11 protein-coding genes and 1 tRNA gene are annotated in these 15,347 nt (G+C 64.7%); 5 read left to right on the top strand and 7 right to left on the bottom strand.

The window, feature by feature from the left end; translation table 11 throughout:
* The first annotated feature begins 72 nt into the window (after positions 1-72).
* From siaA to siaD, 4 genes are read left to right on the top strand one after another with little or no spacing between them, the layout of a single operon-like run.
* Complete coding sequence (gene siaA, locus RA210_RS03630; protein ID WP_201485425.1) at positions 73-2,064, top strand: biofilm regulation protein phosphatase SiaA; 1,992 nt, start codon at positions 73-75, stop codon at positions 2,062-2,064.
* Between the two features lie 21 nt (positions 2,065-2,085).
* Entirely contained in the window at positions 2,086-2,628 is a 543-nt protein-coding gene (siaB, locus tag RA210_RS03625; protein WP_136490696.1) for a biofilm regulation protein kinase SiaB, read from the top strand.
* Positions 2,629-2,649: 21 nt separating this feature from the next.
* Positions 2,650-3,030: a biofilm regulation phosphoprotein SiaC gene (siaC, locus tag RA210_RS03620; protein ID WP_136490695.1), complete on the top strand. Its 381-nt coding sequence runs from the start codon at positions 2,650-2,652 to the stop codon at positions 3,028-3,030.
* A 6-nt stretch (positions 3,031-3,036) separates the two neighbouring features.
* Positions 3,037-3,855, top strand: a complete 819-nt coding sequence (siaD, locus tag RA210_RS03615; protein ID WP_136490694.1) for a biofilm regulation diguanylate cyclase SiaD — start codon at positions 3,037-3,039, stop codon at positions 3,853-3,855.
* Positions 3,856-3,982: 127 nt separating this feature from the next.
* Here siaD and gabT read toward each other — a convergent pair whose 3' ends face one another.
* Together gabT and gabD are read right to left on the bottom strand one after the other, a co-directional pair.
* A complete protein-coding gene (gene gabT, locus RA210_RS03610; protein WP_201485424.1) occupies positions 3,983-5,263 on the bottom strand; it encodes a 4-aminobutyrate--2-oxoglutarate transaminase in 1,281 nt (426 codons plus the stop codon).
* Positions 5,264-5,407: 144 nt separating this feature from the next.
* Complete coding sequence (gabD, locus tag RA210_RS03605; RefSeq protein WP_136491430.1) at positions 5,408-6,862, bottom strand: NADP-dependent succinate-semialdehyde dehydrogenase; 1,455 nt, start codon at positions 6,860-6,862, stop codon at positions 5,408-5,410.
* A 347-nt stretch (positions 6,863-7,209) separates the two neighbouring features.
* Between gabD and RA210_RS03600 the strand changes: the two genes are divergently transcribed.
* Positions 7,210-7,286 (top strand) — tRNA-Arg (locus RA210_RS03600).
* A 142-nt stretch (positions 7,287-7,428) separates the two neighbouring features.
* On the opposite strand, the gene RA210_RS03595 is transcribed toward RA210_RS03600, so the two are convergent.
* From RA210_RS03595 to RA210_RS03575, 5 genes are all read right to left on the bottom strand, one after another.
* Complete coding sequence (locus tag RA210_RS03595) at positions 7,429-8,571, bottom strand: Wadjet anti-phage system protein JetD domain-containing protein (RefSeq protein ID WP_136491429.1); 1,143 nt, start codon at positions 8,569-8,571, stop codon at positions 7,429-7,431.
* Positions 8,555-11,860, bottom strand: coding sequence for an ATP-binding protein (locus RA210_RS03590; protein WP_201485423.1), 3,306 nt, complete (start codon positions 11,858-11,860; stop codon positions 8,555-8,557). Before RA210_RS03590 ends, RA210_RS03595 begins: the two co-directional genes overlap by 17 nt.
* Positions 11,857-12,609, bottom strand: coding sequence for a DUF4194 domain-containing protein (locus RA210_RS03585; protein ID WP_136491427.1), 753 nt, complete (start codon positions 12,607-12,609; stop codon positions 11,857-11,859). Before RA210_RS03585 ends, RA210_RS03590 begins: the two co-directional genes overlap by 4 nt.
* A gap of 2 nt (positions 12,610-12,611) precedes the next feature.
* Complete coding sequence (locus tag RA210_RS03580) at positions 12,612-14,111, bottom strand: DUF3375 domain-containing protein (RefSeq protein WP_201485422.1); 1,500 nt, start codon at positions 14,109-14,111, stop codon at positions 12,612-12,614.
* A 655-nt stretch (positions 14,112-14,766) separates the two neighbouring features.
* Entirely contained in the window at positions 14,767-14,982 is a 216-nt protein-coding gene (locus tag RA210_RS03575) for a hypothetical protein (RefSeq protein ID WP_201485421.1), read from the bottom strand.
* Positions 14,983-15,347: the final 365 nt, after the last annotated feature.

The following is a 15,347-nucleotide window of genomic DNA, read 5'->3' as shown; positions in this document are numbered from 1 at the left end:
TGCCGCGGGCAGGTTGCACAATGGCACTTTTGCCGGCCTAGGCCGGACGCGGCGGAGGCCGGGAGACTCTTCATGGCGGCGAACTGGGGGCTGCGCAGCAAGTCGGTACTGGCCTTGCTGCTGGCATGCATGCTGGCTTCGATACCGGCGGTCCTGCTCGGCTGGCGGGCGATGGAGGAGATTCGCCAGCATTTCGGCGAGGCCTACGCGCGCAACTTCACCCTGCTGCACCGCGAGCGCATCCTCGCCCCGGTAGCCCGCGAGCTGGCCCTGGCGCGGCGCTTCGCCGACTCCCAGCTGACCCGCCAGTGGTTGCTCGACGAGGACGACCCGCAGCGCCGCGCGCGCTTCTTCGCCGAGGCCGAGGGCTATCGGCGCGACTTCCGCGACCAGTCCTGGTTCGTCATCGCCGAGCCCAGCCGCAGCTACTATTTCGTCGACGCCGAGGCCGCGGCGGGTGCCCAGCCACGCTACCGGCTCGATCCCGCCGACCCGGAGGATGCCTGGTACTTCGCCAGCGTCGGCGGCCAGGCCACCTACAATCTCAACGTCAACGTCGACCACAAGCTGGGCGAGACCAAGCTGTGGATCAACGTGCTGGTGCGCGAGGGCGCCCGCGTGCTCGGCCTGGCCGGCACCGGCCTGGACCTGAGCGACTTCCTCGCCGATTTCCTGGTCGGCCGCGACAACGGGGTGACGCCGATGATCCTCGCCCCCGACGGCGCCATCCAGGCCCACCCGGACCGCTCGCGCATCGCCTACAGTTCGGGCGCCGGCCAGGCCGCCGGAGCCGGCCTGATCTTCGACCTGCTCGGCACGCCGGCCGAGCGGGAGGCGCTGCGCGCGGCCCTGCGGCGCGCCGAGGCCGAGCCGGACGGCGTACAGATCCTGCACGCGCGGATCGACGGCCAGCCGCGCCTGCTGGCGCTCAGCTACATCGCCCCGCTGCGCTGGCACCTGCTCACCGCGGTCGACCTGCACGCCGCACGCCTGCTCGACCAGAACTGGCTGTGGCCGCTGCTGGGCACCCTGGTGGTGCTGCTGGCCGCCCTGCTGCTGGGCTTCGCCTACGCGATGGAGCGCCTGCTGCTGCAGCCGCTGCGCAGCCTCAAGCAGTCGGCCAAGGCGATCGCTGCCGGCCACTACGCCACCAGCCTGCCGCCGGCGCGCGGCGACGAGATCGGCGAGCTGTCGGCGGCCTTCGCCAGCATGGCGGCCCAGGTGCATCGGCACACCGCCGAGCTGGAGGGCAAGGTGCGCGAGCGCACCCACGCCCTGGAGCAGGCCAACCGCGAGATGGTCGCCGCGCACAAGCAGATCGACGACTCCATCGACTACGCCAGCCTGATCCAGCGCGCCATCCTGCCCGACCGCCAGCTGGCCGCCTCGCTGGGCGAGCATCACTTCGTGCTGTGGCAGCCGCGCGACGTGGTCGGCGGCGATTTCTACGTGTATCGCGAGAGCGAGGGCAACTGCCTGCTCGGCGTGGTCGACTGCGCCGGCCACGGCGTGCCCGGCGCCCTGATGACCATGCTGGCGCGGGCGGCGATCGACCATGCCATCGCCGTGGCCGGGGTCGACGACCCGGCGGCGATCCTGCGCGAGACCGACCGCACGGTGCGCGGCATGCTGCGCGAGGAGCAGGTGTCGCGGGCCCTGGCGACCAACATGGATGCCGGCCTGGTATGGGTCGACCGCAGCGCCCGGCGCCTGCGCTTCGCCGGGGCGAAGATCGCCCTGTACGCCAGCGACGGCCACGAGGTGCGCGAATACAAGGGCGCTCGCCGCGCCCTGGCCGACAAGCGCCAGGGCGAGTACACCAATCAGGATATCGAGCTGCCGTCGGGCTGGACCTTCTACCTGTGCACCGACGGCTTCCTCGACCAGGCCGGCGGCGAGCATGGCTTCGGCTTCGGCAGCCGGCGCTTCGTCGACCTGCTGCGCAGTCATGCCCAGCGTCCATTGGCCGAGCAGGCCGAGCGCTTCGTCGCCCGTCTCGAGGCCTACCGCGGCGGGCACCCGCAACTGGACGACATCACCGTGCTTTCCTTCCGTTTCGACTAGGTGCAGAACCAAGGAGTGACCATGGACACACATGACCTGCTGGCCATGCGCGAGAACTACAATCGCCAGCGCATCATGCTCTGCTTCAACGGGCCGATCTCGCGCAGCCTGATCGAGGAGATCGGCAACGCCCTGCGCAACTACCTGGCGGCCGAACAGGCGCAGCCCTCGGCGGCGATGGACGTGTTCGCCGTTTACATCGAAATGACCCAGAATATCCGCCACTACGCTACCCGCATGCACTACAGCGATCAGGACGCCTCGGCCACCGTGGCCATCGCCCGCGACGAGGACGGCCGCTACGTGGTGTCGGCCGGCAATCTGGTGGAGCACGCCGACGGCCTGCAGCTGGTCGAGTGGGTCGAGGGCCTGGCCGGGCTGGACAAGGTGCAGCTCAAGGCCGCCTACAAGGAGCAGCTGCGCAAGCCGCGCGACGGCGAAAGCACCAGCGGTGCCGGCCTCGGCCTGCTCGACATCGCCCGCAAGTCGAGCCGGCCGCTGCACGCCTCGCTCCGCGAACAGACCGGCGGGCGCGCCTTCTTCAGCCTGCGCGCGGTGATCTGATCACTTTTCACGGGAATGACCATGACTGTACTGAACATACACGGAACCCAGTCCACGCCGGCCATTCAGGGTGACTGGAGCGCTGGCGTGCTGGCCATGCAGGGCGATTCCTACCCGGAAAACTCCTTCGAGCTGTTCGGCCAGGTGATCGACTGGGTCGAGCGCTTCCTGCGCGAGGAGGTCCGCCCGCTGGCCCTCGAGCTGCGCCTGCTGTACCTCAACACCAGCTCGATCAAGGCGCTGATGGACATCTTCGACCTGCTCGAGGATGCCCATCGCGACGGCCGCCCGGTCAGCGTCAACTGGTACTACGACAGCCGCAACGAGCGGGTCGCCGAGCTGGCCGAGGAGTTCCGCGAGGACTGCAGCTTCCCCTTCGCCATCCTGGCCCACGGCGAGTAGCAGCCCATGAACAGCGAGAGCGAACTGGACCTGCTGGTCGAGAGCCTGCTGAGCGACCCCGCCTACTATGGCCACCCGCTGCGCGAGGCGCTGGCGCGCCTGCAGCAGCAGAACCTCGACCAGCTGTCGCGGCTCGAGCGCATCGCGCGGATTTCCGACGGTTACCAGTCGCTGGCGCGCGAGCAGAACCTCTCGCTGTCCGAACGCTACCACCGCCAGCTGCGCCAGCTGGAGAAGGTGGCGCGCATCTCCGACCGCTACCAGGACATGCTGCGCGACCTCAACCAGGCGCTGAAGACCGCCTCGCAGCGCGACGTGCTCACCGGGCTGGCCAACCGCCGCCTGCTGATGGAGCGCCTGCGCGAGGAGGAACTGCGCAGCCAGCGCAGCGGGCACGCCTTCGTGCTGGCGATGATCGACGTCGACCACTTCAAGCTGATCAATGACACCTGGGGACACGAGGTCGGCGACCGCGCCCTCAGCGAGATCGCCCGCGCCCTGCAGACCAGCGTGCGCGGCTGCGACCTGTGCGGGCGCTGGGGTGGCGAGGAGTTCCTGCTGTTGCTGCCGGAAACCGTGCTGGCCGACGCGTTGCCGCTGATCGAGCGGCTGCGCGGCGCCCTGCGCGAGCTGCGGGTGATGGTCGGCGAGCAGCGCCTGGCGATCACCGCCAGCTTCGGGGTAGCCGAGTACCGGGCTCCGGAAGGCTACTCGCAGGTGCTCAACCGCGCCGATGCGGCGCTGCTCGAGGCCAAGCGCAGCGGGCGCGACCGCTGCATGCTGGCAGGCGAGTGGGAGGCCGGCAGCGCCTATCGGGTGATCTGATCGGCCCGCGGTGCCGGGCTGCTGGCGTTGCCGGCGGTCGCGGCTGCGCGCCGCGCGGCAAGCCGCAAGCCGTAAGAAGAACGCCCGCCCCGCGCAGGGCGCGGGGCGGGCGTGGGAGGGGCGGGGATCAGGCCAGTTCGTCGAAGCACTCGGCGAGGATGGCCAGGCCCTTGTCCAGCTGGGCGTCCGGGATGGTGATCGGCATCAGGAAGCGGATGACGTTGTAGTAGGTGCCGCAGGACAGCAGGATCAGGCCCTTGTCGCGGGCGCGGGCGACGATCTTGCCGACCAGCTCGGCGGCCGGCTTGTGCACGTCGCCGTCCTCGAACAGCTCGATGGCGACCATCGAACCCAGGCCGCGCACGTCGCCGATGACCTTGTGCTTGGCCTGGATCTCGCGCAGGCCGGCCTTCAGACGCTCGCCGACGGCCTGGGAGCGCTCCAGCAGGTTCTCCTCGTCGAACACCTTGAGCACGGCCAGCGCCGCGGCGCAGGCGATCGGGCTGCCGGCGTAGGTGCCGCCCAGGCCGCCGGGGGCGACGGCGTCCATGATTTCCGCCTTGCCGCACACGCCGGAGATCGGGAAGCCACCGCCTACGGACTTGGCGAAGGTGGTCAGGTCCGGGACGATGCCCAGCTGCTCGGTGGCGAAGAAGGTGCCGGTGCGGCCGGCGCCGGTCTGCACCTCGTCGGCGATCAGCAGGATGCCGTGCTGGTCGCACAGGGCGCGCAGGCGCTGCATGAAGGCCTTGGAGTTGACGTAGAAGCCGCCTTCGCCCTGCACCGGCTCGATGATGATCGCGGCGATGTCCTGCGGCTGGGCATCGTTCTTGAAGATCCGCTCGATGCTGGCGATGGCGTCGTCCTCGCTGATGCCGTGCAGCTCGCAGGGCGCCAGGGCGCGGAACACGCCGCCCGGCATCAGGCCCATGCCGGCGGAGTAGGGCACCACCTTGCCGGTCAGCGACAGGGTCATCATGGTGCGGCCGTGGTAGGCGCCGGTGAAGGCGATCACCCCGGCGCGGCCGGTGGCGGCGCGGGCGATCTTCACGGCGTTCTCGACGGCCTCGGAGCCGGAGGTGACCAGCAGGGTCTTCTTGGCGAAATCGCCCGGCACGCGCTTGGCGATTTCCTCGCACAGGGCGATGTAGGGCTCGTAGGCCAGCACCTGGAAGCAGGTGTGCGACAGCTTGGTCAGCTGCTCCTGGACGGCGGCCACCACCTTCGGATGCAGGTGGCCGGTGTTGAGCACGGCGATGCCGCCGGCGAAGTCGATGTACTCGCGGCCCTCGACGTCCCACACGGTGGCGTTCTCGGCGCGCTCGGCGACGATCGGGTGGATCTGGCTGACGCCGCGGGCGACGGCAGCTTGGCGGCGTTGCAGCAGGGAGGCGTTGGTCTGGCTCATGGCATTACTCACGCAGGACAGTCGGAGCGTCGGTCGGGGCCGGCCTGCCGGTGGCAGGCCGGCCGGAAAGGAGGGGTGAAGGGCCGTCGCCGACAAAACACGGCCTCCACCCACCCCGGGCCGTGGCCCGGAGTTCGTACGAAATCAGATGCCGCCGAGGCACAGGTACTTGATCTCGAGATACTCGTCGAGACCGTACTTGGAGCCCTCACGGCCGAGGCCGGAAGCCTTCATGCCGCCGAACGGCGCCACCTCGGTGGAGATCAGGCCGGTGTTGATGCCGACCATGCCATACTCCAGCGCATCGGCCACGCGGAACACGCGGCCGAGGTCGCGGGCGTAGAAGTAGGCAGCCAGGCCGAACTCGGTGTCGTTGGCCTGGGCGATCACGTCCTCCTCGTCGCGGAAGCGGAACAGCGGGGCCAGCGGGCCGAAGGTCTCTTCCTTGGCGACTCGCGCGCTGGTTGGCACATCGACCAGAATAGTCGGCTCGAAGAAGTTGCCACCCAGGCCGTTGCCGCCGGCGATCACCCGCGCGCCCTTGCTCAGCGCGTCGTCGAGGTGCTGGCGCACCTTGGCCACGGCATTGGCGTCGATCAGCGGGCCGGTGGTCACGCCGGCCTCGGCGCCGTTGCCCACCTTGAGCTTGGCCACTGCGGCGGCCAGCTTGGCGGCGAAGGCGTCGTAGACCTTGTCCTGCACATAGATGCGGTTGGCGCACACGCAGGTCTGTCCGGCGTTGCGGTACTTGGAGATCATCGCGCCTTCGACCGCGGCATCCAGGTCGGCGTCGTCGAACACGATAAAGGGCGCATTGCCGCCCAGCTCCAGCGACAGCTTCTTCAGGGTCGGCGCACACTGCTCCATCAGCTTGATGCCGACGCCGGTCGAGCCGGTGAACGACAGCTTGCGCACCACCGGATTCTCGCACAGCTCGGCGCCCACCTCGCGGCTGGTGGCGACGTCCGCCGGCAGCACGCTGAGCAGGCCGGCCGGGATGCCGGCGCGCTCGGCCAGGGCGGCCAGGGCCAGGGCGGAGAAGGGGGTCTGCGGTGCCGGCTTGAGCACCATGGCGCAGCCCACCGCCAGCGCCGGGCCAGCCTTGCGGGTGATCATCGCCGCCGGGAAGTTCCACGGGGTGATCGCCGCGGTGACGCCGACCGGCTCCTTCTGCACCAGGATGCGCTTGTCGGCGGCATGCGCCGGGATCACGTCGCCATAGGCGCGCTTGGCCTCCTCGGCGAACCACTCGATGAAGGACGCGGCGTAGGCCACCTCGCCTCTAGCCTCGGCCAGCGGCTTGCCCTGCTCGGCGGTCATGATCTGCGCCAGGTCTTCCTGGTTGGCGAGGATCAGCTCGTACCACTGGCGCAGGCGGGCAGCGCGCTCCTTGGCGGTCAGCTTGCGCCAGGCCGGCTGCGCCACGCGCGCCGCCTCGATGGCACGGCGGGTCTCGGCACGGCCCATGTTCGGCACGCTGCCCAGCTTCTCGCCGCTGGCCGGGTTGAAGATGTCGGTCCGCGCGCCGCTGTCGGCCTCGCACCAATGACCGTTCACGTAGGCCTGCTGGCGGAACAGGCTGGGGTCTTTCAGTTCCATCGCGGTCTCCGGCGGGATGTTCGAAATGTCAAACAATCCTAGGGTCGATCACGGGTGCGCGCAATGGGGTGTGCAAAAAAAACAACGCAGATGATTGAAAATGTAAATTTTTCAAAGACATAGGTTATCGGATGGATCGAAATGTTCGGGATAGCGAACGATCCTCGACGCCATGGACGGCTGTGGCCAACATGCGTATCATGTGGCCGCACGTTGCGAACGGTCTGCCAGTCCGTTCTCACAAGCATCCGTAGCTCAGCTGGATAGAGTACTGCCCTCCGAAGGCAGGGGTCAGCGGCTTGAGAAGCTCGGAAGCTAGTGGTCAAATAGGTCTCTGCAACACATACGCACCTGTAGCTCAGCTGGATAGAGTATTGCCCTCCGAAGGCAAGGGTCGTGGGTTCGAATCCCGCCAGGTGCGCCATATCTTCTTGATTTACACGCCTTTTTCCGAGGCGCCGCCGGTTCGGTCCCTGAGCCGGTTCCTCCCGCAAAATTTCCCCCATGCCGGCCAAACGCAGCATCTTGACCAGTGCACCCTGTCTTGGGTGCCCAACCCGGGCAGCTCACATCGCCCAGGCGGTCATGATCCTTTCCACCTGGTCCCTTGGCAGATATTCCTGTTCCAGACGACCACACTCCCGCGTCAGCAGGTATCGATAGAGGTCGGCCTCGTCGGGCTGTAGACCATCGGGGGCCGAGTCCTGGGCCTTGACCGGCTCGACGACCGCACTGGTCGATGCGTACCGGTCAAAGATCGACCTCTCCATCAGCAGCGCCCGGATGGCCGGCTGTCGTTGCCTCGCGCGCGCCAGCATCAAGAGCCCCCAGGTGTCCATGTCGCCCCAGTAGCCGAGGGACTTGCTGGCCAAGTACGGGGAGCCCAGCCACTGCAGATCCAGTCCGGCGCCGAGAATCGCGATGGTGTCCGGTAGCTCGGGCAACTGGTGGATGCACTGTTCGTTCTCTACCACCAGCACACGGGAGCAGGGCAGATCGACTTCCGCCAGTTCAGCGGTGGTCAGTCTGAGCCTTTTGAACGGCAGCAGGCCGGGTGACAGCGGAGCGACCAGTACCCAGTGGCTGCTGTCTTCGAAGGCATCCAGGAAGGTCGTCAGCCCCTGTGCGGACACCTCGCCTTCGAAGCGCTCGTCGAGCAGCCTGGTCAGCAGGGCGGTGTTGCGCTCGAAGAACTTGGTGTCCACGCCGAGCTCGGCCAGCAGGCGCAAGGGGCGCCCTTGGGCGCAGCCCGGCGACAGTCGAGCGGCAAGTCGTGCGGTGGTGATGACCTCGTCGGCTGATTTTTTTAGCCAGAGACTGCGCTGACTGACAAGTAGGGTGTGAAAGCAGCGGTCGGTCTGCTCCACCAGCGCCTCGAGCATCCGGTATTCACGCATCACTTCGGGATCGCCGCTAGCAGCAACCCACTCCGACGGGCTGCGCAACCGCCAGGTCATGGGCACCTGGACCGGTCCGAGGGCGGCACGGTAGTCGACGGGCTCCCACGTGACCTCACCGATCCGCACTTGCCGCCAGGCTTCGACATGCCGCTGCACGGCTTGGGGATTGGCCGAGAAGAGGCCAGCCGAGGGTTTGCCGATGGTGAAGTCGCGGGGCCAGCCGCCGGGATCGAGCAGGCGCTCCCGGCGGATGCGCGGCTGTTGCCATTGGCGGGCCAGGCTCTGGCCGATATCACTGGGCGACTTCATGGCGGACCTGGCGGCGTTGCTGGCGAAGTTCGTCCAGGGCTTCCCAGCTCAGCGAGGCCAGGCTGGATTCCGGTCCTCGGCGATGAACAACGATGGCCGAGCGGGTGTGGTGGCGCAGCAGACGCATCTCCTTGTTCGGGGTGATGAACACGGCATGCAGTCCGAACTCGCGCAGGGCCGCGATGATGCGTCCGGCGACTGCATGGGAACTGCGTGAGAAGGCCTCGTCGAGGACGATGGTGCCGAACAGCGGCCGGCTGCTGCCGTCCGGGCAGAGCGCGTAGCTCAGGGAGGCGGTCAGTACATAGGAGGCGATGATTTCCTTTTCGCCGCCGCTGCCGCCCTGTGAGCCGGTGCGGGTCTCGATGACCTCGCCGCTTTCCCGGTCGATCACCGAAACGGCGAACTCCAGGCGAAAGCGTGGGTCCAGCAGGGCGCGAGCGGCTAGGGTGCGGCTGCGCTCGCAGGCATCCTTGAGCAAGGCCACCAGCTCCTGTAGGGCCTTGTACTGGCTTTCGCCATTGTCGTCGGTGAAGCGTGCCGAGTTCAGTTGGCGCTGCGCGCGTTGCAGGCTGCGCAGGCTCTCGTGCACGACCTTGCTTGCTACCAGGCGCAGGTAACGACCGGGCTGGAAGTCGACTCGACGCATGGTGCTGTTCAGATCCTCTAGGCGCTCTTCGATCAGGGCGACCTGGTGGTCGACATAGCTGAGCAACTGGGTCACGCCGTCGTCGGAGGAGCGGTTCAGGTAATCCAGGAAGCGCTTGAGCTTCTCGGGCAGGGCTTCCTCGGTCAGTACCTGCAGGCGTGCTAGATACTGTGGAATGTCTTCCAGTTTCCTCCCGACTTCCGCGAGGGCGCCGGTATCCTCCTTCTTAGCATCGGACATGCGCTTGATGAGTTCTTCGCGCAGCTTCTGCAGCTTCTCGCCGCCAGCCTTGAGCTGCTGCTGTAGCTCGTGCGCATGCTTGCGCTCGATGTCTTGGAGGTCGTCCAGCTGTTCGAGCGCCAAGCGCGGGAAGTGCGTGGCTGCCAAGGTGCGTTGAGCATCGCTAAGCCCCTGCCCTGCGCGCTGAAAGGCTCTGCGCAGTGCTGCGTCGGCATGCTCCAGATCTTTCTTTGCAGCGGTGAAGGTTTCGATGGCCTTCCTCAGCTGCTGGTCCAGCTCCTTGTGCAGGCTTTCTGCCTTGTCCAGTTCGACCTTGGCTGTGCCAGCATCGGAGTCTGGGCGGGTCAGGGCATCCAGATGCTGCTGAAATTCGTCGAGTTGGCGCTGCGCGCCGGGCAGGTCGATCTCTTCGAACTCCAGGCGCTGGAGCTGCTCCAGCGCGCGGTACTGATCCTCCAGACTGCCAGCGGCATCCTGCGCGATACGAAGGGCTTGCGTCGCGGTTGTCAGCTGCGTTTCGAGGGTACGAATCTGTTCAGTGAGATAAGCCAGGCGATCTCGGTTGTCGAAACCGGTGAGCCAGTCCTCGTCCAGACGCTTCTGGTCCTGCTTGTCGAAGAAGCGTTCCTTGCCGGACATCAATCCCTGGGCCGTCATCGCGTGCGGGGTTTGCCGCAACTGCTCTGGGCTGTCGACGCAGTGCCGGTCGTTGTCGGCCAGTAGCGCTTCGAGCGCGGCGCGATAAGGATGCTCCTTGCAGGTCAGCTTGTTGGTGAAGCCATCCTCGAAGGGGCGTGGGCGAGAAACAGGTTCCTTCACCTCGAGCAGGCGAACATGCAGGCGATTGTGCCGCTGGTTGATCCACTGCAGTGCGGATCTGGATGACTCCGGCGGTACCAGGATGCGCAGCCGGTGACTGCCGATCGCTCGTTCGATGGCGCCGCGCCAGGACTGCTCCTCGGGTTTGACCTGCACGAGTTCGGCGACGAAGGGCAGGGCTGCTTCATCCAGCCCCAGTGCCCTAGCCAGCTCGCTGCGGAAGGCCTGGTGTAGTCCGGGTAGGTTCGAACCCGGACGACGCTCCACCTCGGCCTTTTCCCGTTGCAGCTCGCCGAGCTGCTCTTTCAGCGCCTGTTCGGCAACCCCCGCCTTGAAGGCCTGCTCCTGTGCTGCGCTGATCTGCGCATCCAGGCTCTGTAGTCGCTCACGGGCCTTTTCCTGGTTGGCGTGCAGGGCCGTCGCGGAAAGCTCGTCCGCCAGGTTGAGGTTTCTGGCCAGCCGCTGATATTGGGTCGCCTGGAGCTCTCGTCGGGCACGGAATTTTTGCCATTCGGCGATGCGCCCTCTGAGCTGATCGATGCCAGCCCCCCCGGCTTTCAGGTAAAGCTGCCGTTGCCGGTCGACCAGCCCTTTCTGTTCATCCAGGCGCTGCTGACATTGGTCCTGCTCCTGCTTTGCCTGTCTGAACGCAGCGTCCAGCCTGCTGGTTTCTGCCTGCCACAGTTGATGGGCCTGTTCGGCGAACCACACGGGCAGGATGGCATCGAGCGCCTGCTGGTCCTCCAGTTGTCGCTGCTGCGCCTGATAACGTTGCCAGCCATCGGCGATCGGTTGCAACGAGCGTTGTTGCCGGCGGGCGATTTCCAGTTCCTGATGGATGCCGGTAAGGTCGTCGAAGCTGGCGGCGACTTCGGCTGCGCGCTCGAAGGCCGAGTTGTCGTCCAGCACCAGCTCGCGAAAGATTTCGTCGATGCTGTTGAGCTGTTTGAGGCCCGCGGCGCGGTTGAGCAGAGTGAAGGCGTTCTCGCCAACCTCGAAGTAGTCGCGCAGCCGGGCCAGGAAGGCCTTCTTGCTGGGGTAGGTCCAGATGCCGGTGCTGTCCTTGTCCATCTGCCGTAGTGCGCGCATGCCGCCTTCGTGATGCAGGTGCAGCCAGTGCTCCAGGGTTTGTTCGGGCGCCTCGCTAAATAGCCACAACTTCTTCATGTCCGTTGCGCTGGAGCTTATGCCCTCGAACCAAAGCAAGGTCCCCAGACGTACCAACTGACCGTCGCGCTCGAGTGTGGCGGCGATCGCAGTTACTGTTTTTCCGGGGCGGGCGATATGGGATTGACCGGGGCCGCCATCGCCTGGGCCGGAAACACCGCGGACATAGGACACCAGATCCCGGTCGCTTTCATGTCCACCGGTGGAGGCCAGGTTGTATCGTGGGTTGGCGCAGAGCAGTGTCATCAGAGCGTCGACCAGAGTGGTCTTGCCGCTGCCGGTGGGGCCGGTCACCGCTGTGCCGGCAGGGTCTATCTCAGCATGGTGAAAGTCCTGGAACCCGCCCCAGTTGTATAGCTCCAAGCGAGTCAGGATGAAGGTCTCGCTGTTACGCCAAAGCGTCGACTGTTTCATTCCATCTCCTCGCCAGCCGCCGGCTCAGTGGTTTCGTTCGACTTATCGATCTGTGCCTGCAGCCACGCCAGCAGTGCCTGAAGGTTCTCCGGGTTGGCTAGGTGCGCGATGATGGGGCGGATGATCACCCGATCATGGGCATCCAGAGCCGAGACCAAGCCATGGCCTTTGAGCTGATCCAGCAGGCCAATAGCACGAGTTCTCTCCCGGGCATCGCTGCCCAGATCACCGAGATAGACCTGCAGTTGCGGAATCAGGTCGTCGACGGCGACCTGTGCGTGGCTGGCGCCGGTCCCGCTTTCCTGTTCATAGGTAATGAAGTGTTGACGCAGGATTGCGATCAGCAGGGACTGTTCCAGATTCAGACGCTGCCTGCGTACCAGCGGGTGAGACCATTCATCCTGTTCGGCCGTTTCGTCCTGCCGTACGGTCACGAATACCAAGCCGCGTACTTCATCGACACCCATGCGCAGGTCGAGGGGCTCCAGAACTCGGGCTATATCTTCGTGCTGGGTGAGCGCGGTGCGATACAAGTTGGGTTTGTGGCTTTCTTCCAGCAGTCCGTACTTGAGCAATTCCTGAACGGTTTCGCGGGTTCGCTGCGGTGTTCTGGGCTCATCGACAGGTTCATCGAGCGACTCGGGTAACTCGATACTGGGGGAGTCGTCATCTATTCCCCTCTGCGGCGAAGCCTGCAGGGTGTCGCGTTCTGTGGAGGCTCCGGTAATGCGATCAAAAATGCCTGCCATGCTCACAACTCCCAGTCGATATCCTTGAGCGCCTCGCTTTCCAGCCCGGCATACGGCAAGTGGAAGATCCAGCGACGTTGCTCGTCGTCCACCAGCTCCACTGTTTCCCTCTCTTTGTCCAGCACCTTGATGCCGGCCTCGCGCGCCATTCCCAGCCAGAGTGCGAACGTTTCCAGGTCATGCGCGGGAGGCAGCAGATGTGCCAGTTCGCCGAGACTCACAGACCTGCGCTGCTCGGCCAGTACGCTTAATGTGTTGCGGATCAGCGTTTCTCGATCCAGGCCGTCGAAGGCGTCCCAGAAGTCATCGCCGATCTGATCCAGTCCAGCCTGTTTGTCATGCAGGTTCAGCTCGCTTCGCTCTTCATCATCCAGAGCCTTGAAGCGCAAACGCTCGGCAGCCGGCACACTGGTGATAGCTACGCCAACCGGCGGGAGTGGGACGGCCTGGCGGCGTACCGATTGGCGCTGCCAGTCGATATTGAGCGCTAGGTTGAAGATCTCGTTCAGCAGGTGTCCTACCCGGTGATGCTCTGCGGCGAGGCCGGTCTTCATGAATCCCTTCACGTCCCTTTCGCTGCGTGCTCTAGCCTGGAGGACGCTCTGTGTTTCCTGGACGAGGCGCAAGACCAGCCATTGCAGTTCCATTTGCTGCGAGCGGTTCAGGGCTTTGGGGATCGTCGGGTGGCGGAGGATGGTGCGCAGGCGTGCACGCATGTTGTCCAGCTCAATGGACTGGCGTAGCTGTTGTTGGAAACTGTCGAACACGCGACCTTCTGGCGTATTCAGCAGCGCGTCCTGGCCATCGAGCAGTCGGTCGACGATTTCGCCACGGTGATATTGCTCGCTGATGATCGATTGCCTCAGTGCACGATCCGCCTCGCGCCAGGAGTCTTCGACCCGGCGAAAATCGGCGCGCAGCCCAACCGCCAGGTTGTAGACCTCGCGGATGCCTTCGGTCGCCTGGGCCTCGTCCAGCACGCTTATCTGTCCGGCCTCGGCCTGCTCCAGTTCGAACTCCAGATCCTTGATTCGACGGCGCAGACTGGCGATGCGGCTTTCCTTGCTCGGATTCAGGCTGGTCTCCAGATTCTCGATCTCACGCTGGACCACCGAGAGGCGGGAGGCGGTGGAGGTCATGATGCGACTGTCCAGGGACTCCACGAACTGGATGGCGACCTCCAGAGCATCGGTCGCGTAGATCCGTCCCTCGCGCTCGATGATCAGGCGGCGCTTGATCCACTCTCGCAGTTCGCGACCAGCCTGCAGGTGCGTATCCTCTGGACTGATCTCGTAAAGGTCTTGGCTGGTATAGGCAGCAAGGATTGTCGCCAGTGCCTGGAGCGCATCCTCTATAGCAATGCCGTCATGAGCTCGCTCGAACAGGGTACGCAGGCAGCCCAATACCAAAGGTGCTCTGCGAGACGCGAGCAGGAGCCAGGCTGGATGCTGGTTGCGCGCGGATATGTAGCGCTCTGAGCGCTGTTGAGCGCTTTCTTCCATGATGGCCGACTCCCTGGGGGCGCTCAGTCTGGGTGCTGAGGCTGCCGTGGCGATCGATGGCCTGATGATACGTATTTATTGCGCAGGTGTGGGCAGGGAGGTGGATTCAAGGCAGGAGGCGCGGCTAAGGGTCGGCCTGATGCGTGGGAGTACATGCTGGTTGGCCTCGTCATCAGCTACAGCGCAGGTGGCATGAAGGGGATGGGGGAGGAGAGGCCCCCTTGCAAAAGCTGGTCGATGGCGCTGGGGGCTCGTACAATGGCTGCCATCTGACCTACTGTAGCTAGTGGTCAAAAGCGCCTCAGCTTGATTTCGTTTCTGTGCCTAGGATTTTGTTGTTTAAGTGACGGCAGATGACGTGAAGCCACATTGCCGAGAAACGCTCGAAGCCTTGCACCACGTGGCTTACAGTCACTTTAGGGCGCTTTCAGTTAGCTGAGATTCCTGTACCGCATTGGCCTCCGAAGGCAGGGGTCGTGGGTTCGAATCCCGCCGGATCATCGACAGGGGGCCTGCACCTTGGTGCAGGCCCCCTGTTTGCTTTGTGCCATCAGCTTGGGACGATTGCGGTCGGCGTATCCCCGTATCAGTCCTTATATATGGTGCTCCTGGCGGTTGTGCACTCAACGCATGTGCTCGGGCCTTCCTGGCGGAATCATTTCAATAAAGTCGTTGACGTCGCCGCCGATGTCTCTATAATGCGCCCCACTTCCAGCGGCAAGCTGATCGAAAAGCCTTGTAAATCAAGTGCTTGGATCGGGGTGGTGGTGGTGGAAGTGCAGGGTTGCTTTCCTGCGGCGTCGTCAGTCTCCGGGTTGAAGGCGCGTTGTTCGGAGATGTTGACAGCGGCTCTGGCTGCTGTATGATTCATCTCCCTCGCTTCGGTGGTCGAGTTCTTCGCTGAAGCGCAAGCGGTTGATTTGAAAAGAAAATTTTCGAAAAACGCTTGACAGGTTGAAAGGCTGCTGTAGAATGCGCGGCCTCGGTTGAGACGAAGCGGAAGCGCTGAGTGAATCGATCGAAACGCTCTTTAACAAGTTGAATCAAGCAATTCGTGTGGGTGCTTGTGAGGTAAGACTGACAGTCGCAAGATTATCAGCATCACAAGTAACACTCGTGAATTCGAGAGTTTTTTGCGATTGCTGAGCCAAGTTTAGGGTTTTCTCAAAACCCGAATTGATTTGAACTGAAGAGTTTGATCATGGCTCAGATTGAACGCTGGCGGCAGGCCTAACA

The sequence above is a fragment of the Pseudomonas sp. OF001 genome (genome assembly GCF_904426495.1).
Classification (GTDB): Bacteria; Pseudomonadota; Gammaproteobacteria; order Pseudomonadales; family Pseudomonadaceae; genus Geopseudomonas.
Note: the sequence above shows the minus strand (reverse complement) of the source record. Positions and strands in the feature narration are given on the sequence as shown.

What these genes read in the sequence shown, in the direction of transcription:
- siaA (WP_201485425.1), top strand. Translation starts at nt 73, where the DNA reads ATGGCGGCGAACTGGGGGCTGCGCAGCAAGTCGGTACTGGCCTTGCTG.
- siaB (WP_136490696.1), top strand. Translation starts at nt 2,086, where the DNA reads ATGGACACACATGACCTGCTGGCCATGCGCGAGAACTACAATCGCCAG.
- siaC (WP_136490695.1), top strand. Translation starts at nt 2,650, where the DNA reads ATGACTGTACTGAACATACACGGAACCCAGTCCACGCCGGCCATTCAG.
- siaD (WP_136490694.1), top strand. Translation starts at nt 3,037, where the DNA reads ATGAACAGCGAGAGCGAACTGGACCTGCTGGTCGAGAGCCTGCTGAGC.
- gabT (WP_201485424.1), bottom strand. Translation starts at nt 5,263, where the DNA reads ATGAGCCAGACCAACGCCTCCCTGCTGCAACGCCGCCAAGCTGCCGTC.
- gabD (WP_136491430.1), bottom strand. Translation starts at nt 6,862, where the DNA reads ATGGAACTGAAAGACCCCAGCCTGTTCCGCCAGCAGGCCTACGTGAAC.
- RA210_RS03595 (WP_136491429.1), bottom strand. Translation starts at nt 8,571, where the DNA reads ATGAAGTCGCCCAGTGATATCGGCCAGAGCCTGGCCCGCCAATGGCAA.
- RA210_RS03590 (WP_201485423.1), bottom strand. Translation starts at nt 11,860, where the DNA reads ATGAAACAGTCGACGCTTTGGCGTAACAGCGAGACCTTCATCCTGACT.
- RA210_RS03585 (WP_136491427.1), bottom strand. Translation starts at nt 12,609, where the DNA reads ATGGCAGGCATTTTTGATCGCATTACCGGAGCCTCCACAGAACGCGAC.
- RA210_RS03580 (WP_201485422.1), bottom strand. Translation starts at nt 14,111, where the DNA reads ATGGAAGAAAGCGCTCAACAGCGCTCAGAGCGCTACATATCCGCGCGC.
- RA210_RS03575 (WP_201485421.1), bottom strand. Translation starts at nt 14,982, where the DNA reads ATGAATCATACAGCAGCCAGAGCCGCTGTCAACATCTCCGAACAACGC.